Origin of the sequence: Acidovorax sp. YS12 (assembly GCA_021496925.1) — a bacterium.
In the GTDB taxonomy this organism is placed as follows: Bacteria; Pseudomonadota; Gammaproteobacteria; order Burkholderiales; family Burkholderiaceae_C; genus Paenacidovorax.
This window is the reverse complement of record CP053915.1, coordinates 1756363-1769136: the sequence shown is the minus strand read 5'-3', so window position 1 is coordinate 1769136 and position 12774 is coordinate 1756363. Positions and strand designations below refer to the sequence as shown.

Here is a 12774-nt window from a genome sequence, read left to right as displayed (position 1 = left end):
TCAGCGCAGGTTGTAGAAGGCCGCGCGGCCCGGGTACTCGGCCACGTCGCCCAGGTCTTCCTCGATGCGCAGCAGCTGGTTGTATTTGGCGATGCGGTCCGAGCGCGAGAGCGAGCCGGTCTTGATCTGGCCCGCGTTCAGGCCCACGGCGATGTCGGCGATGGTGCTGTCCTCGGTTTCGCCCGAGCGGTGCGAGATCACGGCGGTGTAGCCGGCGCGCTTGGCCATCTCGATGGCGGCGAAGGTCTCGGTCAGCGTGCCGATCTGGTTGATCTTGATGAGGATCGAGTTGGCAATCTTCTTGTCGATGCCTTCCTTGAGGATCTTGGTGTTGGTGACGAACAGGTCGTCGCCCACCAGTTGCACCTTGTCGCCGAGCTTTTCCGTCAGCAGCTTCCAGCCGTCCCAGTCGCCCTCGGCCATGCCGTCCTCGATGGAGATGATGGGGTACTTGTCCGCCCAGGTGGCGAGCATGTCGGTCCACTGCTGGGCCGTGAGCTGGATGCCGCCTTCGCCTTCGAGCACGTACTTGCCATCCTTGTAGAACTCGCTGGCGGCGCAGTCCAGGCCCAGCACGATCTGCTCGCCCGCCGTGTAGCCGGCCTTGTCGATGGCTTCGAGGATGAGCTGGATCGCGGCCTCGTGGTTCTCCACGGAGGGTGCAAAGCCGCCTTCGTCGCCCACGGCGGTGCTCATGCCCTTGTCGTGGATGATCTTCTTGAGCGCGTGGAACACCTCGGCGCCCCAGCGCAGGGCCTCGCGGAAGCTCGGCGCGCCCACGGGGATGATCATGAATTCCTGCAGGTCCAGCGTGTTGTTGGCGTGCGCGCCGCCGTTGATGACGTTCATCATCGGCACGGGCAGCTGGCAGCCGTTCATGCCGCCGAAGTAGCGGTACAGCGGCAGGCCGGCCTCTTCGGCCGCGGCCCGGGCCACGGCCATGGAGACGGCCAGCATGGCGTTGGCGCCCAGGCGGCTCTTGTTGTCGGTGCCGTCCAGGTCGATCAGGGTCTTGTCGAGGAAGGCCTGCTCGGAGGCGTCCAGGCCCAGCACGGCCTCGCTGATCTCGGTGTTGATGTGCTCCACGGCCTTGAGCACGCCCTTGCCCAGGTAGCGCGCCTTGTCGCCGTCGCGCAGCTCGATGGCCTCGCGGCTGCCGGTGGAGGCGCCCGAGGGCACGGCGGCGCGGCCCATCACGCCCGATTCGAGCAGCACGTCGCACTCGACGGTGGGGTTGCCGCGGCTGTCCAGCACTTCGCGGCCTACGATGTCAACGATGGCACTCATGGTCTTCCTTTGATGCGGGTTTCAGATTCTTTGCAGTCAAATCGGGCTCCAGCCCTTGTCTGGCAAGCGCTGGCAGCTATCGAAATGCAAGCATTCAGGCGTCGAAACGGTCTTCGAGGAAACCGTTTCGCTTGGTGATGGCGTCGAGCTGCAGCAGCGTTTCGAGCAGCGCGCGCATGTGCTTGAGCGGCACGGCGTTCGGCCCGTCGGAGAGCGCGTTGCACGGATCCGGGTGGGTTTCCATGAACAGGCCCGCCACGCCCACGGCCACGGCGGCGCGCGAGAGCACGGGCACCATCTCGCGCATGCCGCCGCTGCTGGTGCCCTGGCCGCCCGGCAACTGCACGCTGTGCGTGGCGTCGAACACCACCGGCGCGCCGGTCTCGCGCAGGATGGCGAGGCTGCGCATGTCGCTCACCAGGTTGTTGTAGCCGAAGCTGGCGCCGCGCTCGCAGGCCATGAAGTTGTCTTCCGGCAGGCCCTTCTCGCGCGCGGCGGCGCGGGCCTTTTCGATGACGTTCTTCATGTCGTGCGGGGCCAGGAACTGGCCCTTCTTGATGTTCACCGGCTTGCCCGACTGCGCCACGGCGTGGATGAAGTCGGTCTGGCGGCACAGGAAGGCGGGGGTCTGCAGCACGTCCACCACGGCGGCCACGGCGGGAATCTCGGCCTCGGTGTGCACGTCGGTGAGCAGGGGCACCTGCAGTTCCCGCTTCACCTTGGCCAGGATCTCCAGGCCCTTGTCCATGCCGGGGCCGCGAAAGCTCGCGCCGCTGGAGCGGTTGGCCTTGTCGTAGCTGCTCTTGAAGATGAACGGAATGCCCAGGGAGGCGGTGATCTCCTTGAGCTGGCCCGCCACGTCCATCTGCAACTGTTCACTTTCCACCACGCACGGGCCGGCGATGAGGAAGAAGGGCCGGTCGAGCCCGATGTCGAAGCCGCAGAGTTTCATGGGGTCAGGCCTTTTTCTGGTGCGCGATGGCCGCCTTGACGAAGGCGTTGAACAGCGGGTGGCCGTTCCAGGGCGTGGATTTGAACTCGGGGTGGAACTGCACGCCGATGTACCAGGGGTGCGCGGCCTGCGGCAGCTCGACGATCTCGGTGAGCTGCTCGCGCTGCGTCAGCGCCGAGATCACCAGGCCGGCGCCGCGCAACTGGTCCAGGTACTGGGTGTTGGCCTCGTAGCGGTGGCGGTGGCGCTCGGTCACCACGTCGCCGTAGATGGCGTGCGCCAGCGTGCCGGGCTGCACGTCGGAAGACTGCGCGCCCAGGCGCATGGTGCCGCCGAGGTCGGAGTTGGCGTCGCGCGTCTTGATGGTGCCGTCGGCGTCCTTCCACTCGGTGATCAGCGCGATCACCGGGTGCGGTGTGGCCGGGTCGAACTCGGTGGAGTTGGCGCCGGCCAGGCCCGCCACGTGGCGCGCGTATTCGATGGTGGCCACCTGCATGCCCAGGCAGATGCCCAGGTAGGGCACCTTGTGCTCGCGCGCATAGCGCGCGGTGGCGATCTTGCCCTCCACGCCGCGCGAGCCGAAGCCGCCGGGCACCAGGATGGCGTCGTAGGCGTTCAGCTGCTGCGCCGCGTTGGCGTCGGTGATGGTCTCGGAATCGACGTGGTCGATCTTCACGCGCACATGGCTCTGCATGCCGGCGTGCTTGAGCGCCTCGTTGACCGACTTGTAGGCGTCGGACAGCTCGACGTACTTGCCCACCATGGCGATCCTGACTTCACCCTGCGGGTGCTCGGTCTCGTGCACCAGCGCGTCCCAGCGCTTGAGGTTGGTGGGCGGCGTGTTCAGGCGCAGCTTGTCGCAGATCAGGCCGTCCAGGCCCTGCTCGTGCAGCATGCGCGGCACCTTGTAGATGGTGTCCACGTCCCACATGGAGATCACGCCCCACTCGGGCACGTTGGTGAACAGGGAGATCTTTTCCTTCTCCTCGTCGGGCACCTGGTGCTGGGCGCGGCACAGCAGCGCATCGGGCTGGATGCCGATCTCGCGCAGCTTCTGGACGGTGTGCTGCGTCGGCTTGGTCTTGAGCTCGCCCGCCGTGGCGATGTACGGCAGGTAGGTCAGGTGCACGAAGGCGGCGTTGTTCGGGCCCAGGCGCAGGCTCATCTGGCGCACGGCCTCGAGGAACGGCAGCGACTCGATGTCGCCCACGGTGCCGCCGACTTCGCAGATGGCCACGTCCACCGCGTCGGGCGTGCCGATGCCGGCGCCGCGGCGCACGAATTCCTGGATTTCGTTGGTGACGTGGGGAATGACCTGCACGGTCTTGCCCAGGTAGTCGCCACGGCGCTCTTTTTCCAGCACGCTCTGGTAGATGCGGCCGGTGGTGAAGTTGTTGGCCTGCTTCATGCGCGTTTCGATGAAGCGCTCGTAGTGGCCCAGGTCGAGGTCGGTTTCGGCGCCGTCGTCGGTCACGAAGACCTCACCATGCTGGAACGGAGACATGGTGCCCGGGTCCACGTTGATGTACGGGTCGAGCTTGATGAGGGTGACTTTGAGACCCCGCGATTCGAGGATCGCGGCAAGGGAGGCTGAGGCGATTCCCTTGCCCAGGGAAGACACCACACCGCCGGTGACGAAGACGAATTTGGTCATGTCTTTGATGGTGGTGGGAAATTGCGATTATAAAGTCCGCCCCGGGCATGGCCCATGCCGGTGGCGGGCTTGGCCCCGCGCGGCGTCTGCTAAATTGCGCGACCATGAATGAACTGCAAGGCAAACACATCGTCCTGGGCCTGAGCGGCGGCGTGGCCTGCTACAAGAGCGCCGAATTGGCGCGGCTGCTCGTCAAGGCCGGCGCCAGCGTGCAGGTGGTGATGACCGAGGCCGCCGCCCAGTTCATCACGCCCGTGACCATGCAGGCCCTGTCGGGGCGGCCGGTCTACGGCTCGCAGTGGGACGCGCGCGAGCCCAACAACATGCCCCACATCAACCTGAGCCGCGAGGCCGATGCGATCCTCATCGCGCCGTGCAGCGCCGACTTCGTCGCGCGCCTGGTGCAGGGGCGCGCCGACGAACTGCTCTCGCTGCTGTGCCTGGCGCGGCCGGTGGAGCGCGTGCCGCTGCTCATCGCCCCGGCCATGAACCGCGAGATGTGGGCGCACCCGGCCACCCGGCGCAACCTGGCCCAGGCGGCGCAGGACGGCGCCACCGTGCTCGGCGTGGGCCACGGCGCGCAGGCCTGCGGCGAAACTGGCGACGGCCGCATGCTGGAGCCGCCGGAGCTGCTCGACGAACTGACCGCCTTCTTCGCGCCCAAGCACCTCGCGGGCCAGCGCGTGCTGGTCACGGCCGGGCCCACGTTCGAGGCCATCGACCCGGTGCGTGGCATCACCAACCTCTCCAGCGGCAAGATGGGTTTTGCCATCGCCCGCGCCGCGCACGAGGCGGGCGCCGACGTGACCCTGGTGGCCGGCCCGGTGCACCTGCCCACGCCGCGCGGCGTGCGCCGCATCGACGTGCAATCGGCACAAGACATGCTTGAAGCCGTTGCCAGCCAAGCGCAGAAAGCTACCATTTTCATAGCGACGGCGGCCGTGGCCGACTGGCGCCCGGCCAGCAGCGCCGTGCACAAGATCAAGAAGGACGGCAGCGGCCAGATGCCCCAGCTTGCCTTCGTGGAGAACCCCGACATCCTCGCCACCGTGGCCCAATCGGAGCGCGCCCGCGCGGGCCAGCTCTACTGCGTCGGCTTCGCGGCAGAGAGCGAGAACCTGCTGGCGCACGCCAGCGCCAAGCGCGCGCGCAAGGGCGTGCCGCTGCTGGTGGGCAACATCGGCCCCGCCACCTTCGGCCAGGACGACAACGCGCTGCTGCTCATCGACGAACACGGCCACCGCGAGCTGCCGCGCGCGAGCAAGGCCGCGCTGGGCCGCCAGCTCGTTGCCGAAATCGCCCGGCGGCTGGACACCAAGAAATGAAAATCGACGTCAAAATCCTCGACCCGCGCATGGCGGACCAGCTCCCCGCCTACGCCACGCCCGGCAGCGCCGGGCTCGACCTGCGCGCCTGCCTCGATGCGCCGCTCACGCTCGCGCCCAACGCCTGGCAGCTCGTGCCCACGGGCATCGCCATCTATTTGAAAGACCCCGGCTACGCCGCGCTGATCCTGCCGCGCTCGGGCCTGGGCCACAAGCACGGCATCGTGCTGGGCAACCTGGTGGGGCTGATCGACAGCGACTACCAGGGCCAGCTCATGGTGAGCGCCTGGAACCGCAGCGACACGGCCTTCACGCTCCAGCCCATGGAGCGGCTGGCGCAACTGGTCATCGTGCCGGTGGTGCAGGCGCAGTTCAACGTGGTCAGCGAGTTTCCTGCCAGCGAACGCGGCGAGGGCGGCTACGGCTCCACAGGCAAGCACTAGGGGATCTCATACCCCCCAGCGCTCGCGCAGCGCCGCGCCGAACGCGGGCGAGCCGCTGAGCGTGAGCGTCACCGTGGTCAGCCCGCCGCCGGGCGCGCCTTCCAGGTCGAGCACGCCCGCGCCGTAGCACGCGCGCAGCGGGCGGCCTGCCGCATCCTGCGCCTGCAGGTCGTAATCCCAGTCGCCGCCGTCCTCGCACGGCCCCTGGCGGCCCGCGAACGCCGCGTGCGCCCAGGCCAGCAGTTGCGCCAGCTCGGCGCGCAGCGCGGGCAGGCGCTCGGGCCGCACGGCGGCCATGGCGTCCCAGGTGCCGTTGTCGTCAAAGTCTTCGCTGTAGTCGAAATCGAGGTAGTCCAGGGCCATGGCGCGGCATTGTCCGGCATCTACACTCGGCGCACCGCTTTTCCGAGACCACCGCCAATGCTGCTGCAGATGCACGACCTTGCCTTCGCCCACCCGGGCTGCCCGCCGTGGGCGCCCTGGTCGCATGCCTGGGGCCCCGGCGTGGCGCTGGTGCGCGGCGGCGACGGCGCGGGCAAGACCACGCTGCTGCGCCTGCTGGCCGGGCAGCTCGCGCCCGCACGGGGGCGGCTGGTGCTGCAGGGCGTGGACGCCGCGGCGCAGCCCGAGGCCTACCGCCGCCAGGTGTTCTGGATCGACCCGCGCCTGCCCGGCCTGCCCGCGCACGAGGGTCAGACCCCGGCGCAGTGGCTGCACGGCCTGCCCGCGCACTACCCGCAGTGGAGCGATGCCGCGCTGCGGGCGCACGTGCAGGGCTGGAGCCTGGCGCAGCACCTTGAAAAGCCGTTCCACGCCCTGTCCAGCGGCACCCAGCGCAAGATCTTCATGGCCGCCGCCCTGGCCAGCGGCGCGCCGCTGACGCTCATCGACGAACCCATCGCCGCGCTGGACAGGCCGTCCATCCAGTACCTGCAGCACGCGCTGGCGCAGTGCGCGGGCGCGCCCGGGCGGCTGGTGCTGGTGGCGCATTACGAGGCCCTGCCCGGCGTGCCCTGGGATGCGGTGGCCGATCTGCCGCAGTGGAGTTGGAGTTGACCCACTTCGGTGGACGGGTATCTGCAGATCAATCCCATTGTCCTGCGCCGCCTTGGATGCAGCATCACCCGTGTAGCCTTGGTCAGCCCAAGCCAACTGCACCGTGTGGCCCGTGGTCTGCTGCACGTCTTTGCACAGGAGCTGCACCTGCGTGCGCTCCTGTTCGTCTGCCGGCGTGACATGCACCGCCAACAAGTGGCCCAGGGTGTCCACAGCCATATGGACCTTGCTGCCACGCTTGCGTTTGTAGCCGTCGTAGCCTGCGCGTGGACCGCTCTCGCAGCTCGACTGCAATGTGCGCCCATCCATCACCATGGCACTGGGCTGGCCCTGGCGTCCCTGCGCCACCCGAATGATGGAGCGCAGGTCCGACACCATCGCCTCGAAACAGCCCGCATCCAGCCAGCGCCGACTCTGCTGGTAGACCGCTTCCCGGGGCGGCAGATCATTGGGCAGCATCCGCCAAGGTGCTCCTGCGCGAACCAGCCAACGCAAAGCATTGAAGACCTCGCGCAGATCATGCTCGCGCTGGGGAGCGTGCTGGTCCATCAGGGTCAGGTAGGGCGCAGCGAAGTTCCATTCTTCATCGCTGACGTCCGTCGGGTAGGGCTTGCGGGGCATCCGCAGACTCTACCCTTGGCTTCACGCTCACGGAACAAAGTTCATAACACGCTCTAGGCAACGAATTTAGTTCTTTGAAACTGCTAACTCAGGACACTGGACGCGAGGCGCGGGTTCCACTAGCGCCGCCAATTGGCAGGAAAACGCGTCGAGCACTGCTAACGTGGCCTGCGCATCACGGTCAGCCAGCCAGTTTAAACCGAGCCCGTCAATCACCGTGACCAACGTGCGGGCCAGCGTATCCGTCGGGGCCTGCCAGCGAATTCCCGCCTCCCGGGCCAGAGTGCCTAGTAGCCGTGACGCGGCTGCTAGATAGCCTTCGTACTGACGCTGCGCTAGAGCAGCAAGTTCGGGATCGCGCATCGCATGCAAGGTCAACTCGTACAGCGCTAGGTGGCTGGTAGGTGTTGCGCTGATCTTCGTCCACAGTGCTCTCAGCGTGAAGCGTACGGTGGCACTGAAATCCCCTTTGACGACGTTCACTACTGAGGAGTCCTCGATCAGCCTGGACACCGTCAAAGCAATCAGCTCGGCAAGCATTTCATTCTTGTCACGAAAGCAGTAGTGGAAGACACCCTGACGCATACCCGCTTCCTCGGTGATCGCGCGCGTCGTTAACGCGGCAATACCCACCCTCGCAATTACCCGTAATGCTGCATCCAGCAACAAGGCCCGGCGGTCATCGACTGTCAACCTGACTGTCAATTCATTTTTGTTCATCTCACCGCCAAATTCACACACTGCATGCGCATTTTCAACCTTCATTCAATGAAGTTCCGTCAACCCTGGGCGCCTTCGCTCTGTGGCCCCCCCGAAATCAATGGCATGGGTTGGGCGCTCAGTGTAGCAAACGTGACAGGCTGGCCGTTTAATTTGGTCTTATGACTTGGTCGGATGACCTAATTGTGATTCAATCAGCGTCACAACAACGCAACGGGCAACGAGGTTGCCCTAAGGAGACACCATGCCAGCAGTCCATAGGGCCGATACGGCCACGCTACGCGCCGAGCTGACGGCGCCCAAGATCATCTTTTTCGTCATCGCCGCCGCCTCGCCGCTGGCCGCCATGATCGGCCTGCTACCACTAGCCTTCATCATGGGCGCGGGGGCGGCCACGCCTGCGATGTACCTAATCGCGGCAGCGATACTGCTGTGCTTTTCCGTCGGCTACGCCGCGATGAGTCGCCAAATCACCAACGCTGGCGGCCTTTACACCTACATCGCGGCGGGCCTGGGGCGGCCAGTGGCGGTAGCCGCAGGGCTGATCGGCCTGCTGGCCTACAACGCCTTCTCCGTCATGTTGGTGGCGGCCTTCGGCTACTTTTGTGAGCTGGTGTTCAGCGCCTCAGGACTGCACCTGCCCTGGCAGGTATTTGCCGGCGTGGCCATCGTGCTGACGGCCTGGCTAGGCTACCGGCGCATCGACCTGAGCGCCCGAGTGCTAGCCTTACTGGTCGTCGCCGAGATCGGCGTACTGCTGGCCATCGACGCGGTGTTCATCCACCGGCACGGCCTGGCAGCCTTCCCGCTGGCCGCGTTCGACGTGGCGCAGTTGCCCCCGGGCTTTCTGGCCGTAGGGCTGATGTTCGCTTTCTCCTCGTTTCTCGGCTTCGAAGCCGCCGCGCTGTACGGAGAAGAGTCGCGCAACCCAAAGCGCACAGTGCCGCTGGCCACCTACGCCTCCGTCATCGTGATCGCGCTGTTCTACGGCTTGACCAGTTGGGTGGCGGTCGGTGCCATCGGCCCCGGGCAGATCCGCGCCGAGGCCGCGAGCCAGCTCGGCGAGCTGTATCTGCACCTGGTGGCCCACCAGATAGGGCAAACCGCAGCCGACCTGCTCAGCGTGCTGCTGCTTACGAGCCTGTTCGCCACGCTGCTGGCTTCGCACAATTCCACCAACCGCCTGGTCTTTGCCCTCGGGCGCGAAAACGTGCTACCGCGTGCGCTGGGCCGCGTGCACCCCGTGCATGGCTCGCCTTCGTACGCCAGCCTCATGCAAAGCGCGATCAACGTCGTGGTTATCGGTGCGTTCGCCCTGGCCGGGCTGGAGCCCTACACCACGCTGTCGGTGAGCATGACCGGGCTGGGCACGCTGGGCGTGGTGCTTATGCAAGCAGCCACCGCCTTCGCCGTGATCGGCTACTTCCACGGACGCCCTGATCACCACTGGTGGCGCACCCTGATCGCGCCGGCGCTCGGCGGCTTGGGCTTGACGACCGCAGTGGTACTGATTGTCGCGAACTACGCCCAGCTCACCGGCGTGGATAACCCTCTCATCAATCACCTGCCCTGGGTCTTGGTCGCGGTGGCGCTGGGGGGCATTGCCCACGCTCTGTGGCTGCGCCGTAAGCGCCCACACGTCTACGCCGCCATCGGCACGCAGCCGAAAACTCACGAGCTTTAAGCAACACGCCATTTTTGTTTCACCGGAAGTTCACTTATGACTGCAAGCATCCAGACCGAATCCAAGCCCTTTTCGATCATCGTCGTCGGCGGTGCCGGCGCAATGGGCCGGCACGTCGTACGCGCCCTCGCCAGGCTAGGCAGCGCACGCCGCATCACCGTCGCTGACCTGGACAGCGCCCGCGCCGGGCGACTGGCCGATGAAATCGGCCCCGTCGCCCACGCGCTGCAACTGGATGCCACCGACCCCGCCGCCATGCGCCAAGCCTTCTCGGGGCATGACGCCGTGCTCAACACCATGGGGCCGTTCGCTCGTTTCGGCACACCCATCCTGCGAGCCGCACTCGAATCTGGCTGTGACTATCTGGACATCGACGACGACTGGCAATCCACGCTCGAAGCCTTCGATTTCGACGCCCAGGCACGCAGCCTCGGGCGCCGGGTGGTCATCGGCATGGGGGCCAGCCCCGGCACCACCAACCTGTGCGCCCGCATTGCTGCCGAGCGCTTGGACACAGTGCACGAGCTGCACACCGGGTGGAGCATGGCAGCGGCCATCGTCGAGCCCGAGCCAGCGTTTGCCGCCGGCACCGCCGCCGCCAAGCACTGGCTGCTGCAATGCACCGGCAAGATCCGAGCCTGGAGCGAGGGCTGCGCAAGCGACATCGATCCCTTAGCGCGGGTCGATTTCAACTTTCCCGGCCTCGGAGCCGTACACGCCTACACCATGGGCCACCCCGAGCCGATCACTCTGCCGCGCGCCTTTGCGGGGTTGCAGCGCGCACTCAACCTGCAGTGCGGCCCGGATGAGCTGTTCGATCAGTTGCGGACCGTTGTCGTCCAGGTCGAATCCGGTGCGATGAGCGTGGACGAAGCCGCCAACCTGCTCGATTCACGCACCGAAATGCCAACCCCAGCCGATACCCCGACCCTGCCGCCGCTGTTTGCCCTGGCACGCGGTAGCCGTGGCGGCACAAAGCTGGCGGTGGCAGCGTACCCCAGGGTCGAACTGCCTGGCGCCATGGGCGGCAATACCGGAATCCCATTGGCCATCGGCTTGGAGCTGATACGCAGGGGCGTGATGTCCGACGTAGGTGTGCACGCCCCGGAAACGGCCTTCAACCCCCGAGATTATTTTGATCTGTACCGGCATTTCGTGACTGGGGCAACCACCGCCATCGAAGACATCCTGGTGATCGATGAAACCGAGGATTGATGGATCGCCCACCGGAACCCCATTTCGACAGGAGTGGAGCCGCAATGGCGTGCGGACGAAGTGGGGAAGGAATTTCATGTTTTGGTCACGAAATCAATAGTGATTGTTTTTTATAACTCACTGCCACGAAATAATCTTCGACGCGATTTCCTGGAAACCTTCGGAAAGCCAAAATTTAATTTCTCTGTCGCGAATCACCACCCGATAACACATCAAGTCAATATAAAAATAGACCACTTGCTCAAGTGTCATTAATTCACATCAATTTCGCATCAAAATCAAAAAATCACCCGACCAGACTTCTGAATTTAAACTATTTGCAACGAAGGCGACTTCCATCAACTCAAAACAAACAACGCGCAAACAAACCAAACGCCCATAAAAGAGACAAAATGAAAATCCCTTACTTGAAGAAGATGATTACACTGGCTGCCATAGGAGGCAGTGCTTCCATGGCTTTCTCGCAGCAAAGTGGCGTGCAAATATATGGAGTAGTTGATGCGGCGATTCGCCATACCAATAACGAAGGTGCAGATCGAAGCGGTAAAACGAAAATGATGGGAGGAGGTATGTCCGAAAGCCGTTGGGGTGTGAATGTGGTCGAGGACCTTGGCGCCGGCTTGACGGCCATCGCTAACCTCGAAGCCTGCTTTGTCTCCGATACAGGCATGCAGGCTTCCGAGGACAACTTCTTCCAGCAGTCTTGGGTAGGCATACGCAGCAAGAGTCTTGGCAAGATCACTCTTGGCCGCCAGTACAACATTCTGTTCGATTTGGTGACATCAACCTACGCATCGTTCCCCTACTCTCCCTATATGGAGGCCTACAAACCAGAGATCGGACTTTCCATGGGCGCCCGTGCCAACAATATGATCAAGTATGTGGGCGAGTTTGGTTCTGTGCGCGGGGGATTGCAGTACTCCTTCGATGAGGGAAATACGTTTGAAAAGGCTGGGGCGAATGTCAATTTCACCGGAAGTGGCGCCATGAAAACATTCGGTGGCTATTTGCGCTATTCGGAGAATGGCGTCTCGGCTGGCGCAGCTTATTTGAGTTCTATTTTTCCAGCGGGCACCAGGGTCGATGCCTGGACGCTGGGGGGCTCCTATCGCTCGGGACCATGGTATTTCAACATGGGCTATGGCCTGAACAAGCGCAAGGACAGCTTTCCAGCCGCTGCCCAAGGCGGAGAGATTGATCAAGCCATTCTTTATGCTTTCTGGACGGGCTCTTCCGATGGCGGATTCCTGGCGGGCGATGCCACTAAGCGCCAGATGTACAAGCTGGGTTTTGGCTATCAAGTCACGTCTCAGACCAATGTCGGCTTGCACTACTACCATGCGAAGCAGTCGGGATCGGCTAGCGGAGGCTTCAATGGCAAGGCCGATTTCGTGGTGGCGGCGCTGGACTATGCGCTCTCCGAGCGCACTGACGCCTATGTGGGTGTGGACCATACCCGGGTCAACGGAGGCTCCGGTGTGGCACTGGATGCCAATGGGGCGACCACACGCACAGGCTTTACCATTGGTCTGCGCCACCGTTTCTAGGACGTGCCATTGGAGTTGACCCGTTTCCGTGGACACATCATTGTTTGTGTTCAAGGAGTCGCAAATGTCCAAAGTACGACCGCCGTACCCGGCGCAATTCCGCCAACAGATGGTCGAGCTGGTTCGAGCGGGCTGAATTGCCCCGGCTTTCGTGGAGGCCAGTTGGTGTGAGTCAGGCCGGGATGGCCTGACTGGCGAGTTGCCGATGGTAGTTTGCCTCGGCTTCAGCCGGCGGGATGTAGCCCAGGTGCGCCATCAACCGGTGATGGT

At 64.5% G+C, this 12774-nt stretch carries 11 protein-coding genes and 1 pseudogene; 6 read left to right on the top strand and 6 right to left on the bottom strand.

Features of this window, described 5'->3' with window-relative positions; all coding sequences use genetic code 11:
- The 3 genes from eno to YS110_07975 all read right to left on the bottom strand — a co-directional run bounded on the left by eno (window position 1) and on the right by YS110_07975 (window position 3893).
- Window positions 1-1287 (bottom strand): phosphopyruvate hydratase, encoded by a 1287-nt coding sequence (gene eno, locus YS110_07985; GenBank protein ID UJB64684.1) that lies wholly within the window; start codon window positions 1285-1287, stop codon window positions 1-3.
- Window positions 1288-1381: 94 nt separating this feature from the next.
- Complete coding sequence (gene kdsA, locus YS110_07980; GenBank protein UJB64683.1) at window positions 1382-2239, bottom strand: 3-deoxy-8-phosphooctulonate synthase; 858 nt, start codon at window positions 2237-2239, stop codon at window positions 1382-1384.
- 4 nt (window positions 2240-2243) lie between these two features.
- Window positions 2244-3893: a CTP synthase gene (locus YS110_07975; protein UJB64682.1), complete on the bottom strand. Its 1650-nt coding sequence runs from the start codon at window positions 3891-3893 to the stop codon at window positions 2244-2246.
- Between the two features lie 104 nt (window positions 3894-3997).
- Here YS110_07975 and coaBC point away from each other — a divergent pair, with 104 nt between their 5' ends.
- Entirely contained in the window at window positions 3998-5218 is a 1221-nt protein-coding gene (gene coaBC, locus YS110_07970; protein UJB64681.1) for a bifunctional phosphopantothenoylcysteine decarboxylase/phosphopantothenate--cysteine ligase CoaBC, read from the top strand.
- Window positions 5215-5661 carry a dUTP diphosphatase gene (dut, locus tag YS110_07965; GenBank protein ID UJB64680.1) on the top strand — a complete coding sequence of 149 codons (447 nt, stop codon included), beginning with the start codon at window positions 5215-5217 and terminating at the stop codon, window positions 5659-5661. The genes coaBC and dut overlap by 4 nt, the downstream gene beginning before the upstream one ends.
- Before the next feature lie 6 nt (window positions 5662-5667).
- On the opposite strand, the gene YS110_07960 is transcribed toward dut, so the two are convergent.
- A complete protein-coding gene (locus YS110_07960) occupies window positions 5668-6024 on the bottom strand; it encodes a hypothetical protein (protein UJB67397.1) in 357 nt (118 codons plus the stop codon).
- A gap of 57 nt (window positions 6025-6081) precedes the next feature.
- Here YS110_07960 and YS110_07955 point away from each other — a divergent pair, with 57 nt between their 5' ends.
- Complete coding sequence (locus YS110_07955) at window positions 6082-6717, top strand: ATP-binding cassette domain-containing protein (GenBank protein ID UJB64679.1); 636 nt, start codon at window positions 6082-6084, stop codon at window positions 6715-6717.
- Window positions 6718-6735: 18 nt separating this feature from the next.
- Here the strand turns inward: YS110_07955 and YS110_07950 are convergent.
- Together YS110_07950 and YS110_07945 are read right to left on the bottom strand one after the other, a co-directional pair.
- Window positions 6736-7338 (bottom strand): annotated as a pseudogene (locus tag YS110_07950) (IS5 family transposase).
- A 66-nt stretch (window positions 7339-7404) separates the two neighbouring features.
- Window positions 7405-8103 carry a TetR family transcriptional regulator gene (locus YS110_07945; protein UJB64678.1) on the bottom strand — a complete coding sequence of 233 codons (699 nt, stop codon included), beginning with the start codon at window positions 8101-8103 and terminating at the stop codon, window positions 7405-7407.
- 199 nt (window positions 8104-8302) lie between these two features.
- On the opposite strand from YS110_07945, the gene YS110_07940 reads away from it, so the two are divergent.
- The 3 genes from YS110_07940 (at window position 8303) to YS110_07930 (ending at window position 12504) form a co-directional block, all read left to right on the top strand.
- The gene (locus YS110_07940; GenBank protein UJB64677.1) at window positions 8303-9742 is read left to right on the top strand and encodes an APC family permease; all 1440 of its coding nucleotides are present in this window, start codon (window positions 8303-8305) and stop codon (window positions 9740-9742) included.
- 36 nt (window positions 9743-9778) lie between these two features.
- Entirely contained in the window at window positions 9779-10957 is a 1179-nt protein-coding gene (locus YS110_07935) for a saccharopine dehydrogenase NADP-binding domain-containing protein (protein ID UJB64676.1), read from the top strand.
- Between the two features lie 392 nt (window positions 10958-11349).
- The gene (locus YS110_07930) at window positions 11350-12504 is read left to right on the top strand and encodes a porin (protein UJB64675.1); all 1155 of its coding nucleotides are present in this window, start codon (window positions 11350-11352) and stop codon (window positions 12502-12504) included.
- Window positions 12505-12774: the final 270 nt, after the last annotated feature.

Excerpts from the sequence above, each read along its gene's own strand:
- YS110_07935 (UJB64676.1), top strand. The coding sequence starts at position 9,779 with ATGACTGCAAGCATCCAGACCGAATCCAAGCCCTTTTCGATCATCGTC.
- YS110_07975 (UJB64682.1), bottom strand. The coding sequence starts at position 3,893 with ATGACCAAATTCGTCTTCGTCACCGGCGGTGTGGTGTCTTCCCTGGGC.
- YS110_07955 (UJB64679.1), top strand. The coding sequence starts at position 6,082 with ATGCTGCTGCAGATGCACGACCTTGCCTTCGCCCACCCGGGCTGCCCG.
- YS110_07930 (UJB64675.1), top strand. The coding sequence starts at position 11,350 with ATGAAAATCCCTTACTTGAAGAAGATGATTACACTGGCTGCCATAGGA.
- kdsA (UJB64683.1), bottom strand. The coding sequence starts at position 2,239 with ATGAAACTCTGCGGCTTCGACATCGGGCTCGACCGGCCCTTCTTCCTC.
- YS110_07940 (UJB64677.1), top strand. The coding sequence starts at position 8,303 with ATGCCAGCAGTCCATAGGGCCGATACGGCCACGCTACGCGCCGAGCTG.
- YS110_07945 (UJB64678.1), bottom strand. The coding sequence starts at position 8,103 with ATGAAGGTTGAAAATGCGCATGCAGTGTGTGAATTTGGCGGTGAGATG.
- YS110_07960 (UJB67397.1), bottom strand. The coding sequence starts at position 6,024 with ATGGCCCTGGACTACCTCGATTTCGACTACAGCGAAGACTTTGACGAC.
- eno (UJB64684.1), bottom strand. The coding sequence starts at position 1,287 with ATGAGTGCCATCGTTGACATCGTAGGCCGCGAAGTGCTGGACAGCCGC.
- dut (UJB64680.1), top strand. The coding sequence starts at position 5,215 with ATGAAAATCGACGTCAAAATCCTCGACCCGCGCATGGCGGACCAGCTC.
- coaBC (UJB64681.1), top strand. The coding sequence starts at position 3,998 with ATGAATGAACTGCAAGGCAAACACATCGTCCTGGGCCTGAGCGGCGGC.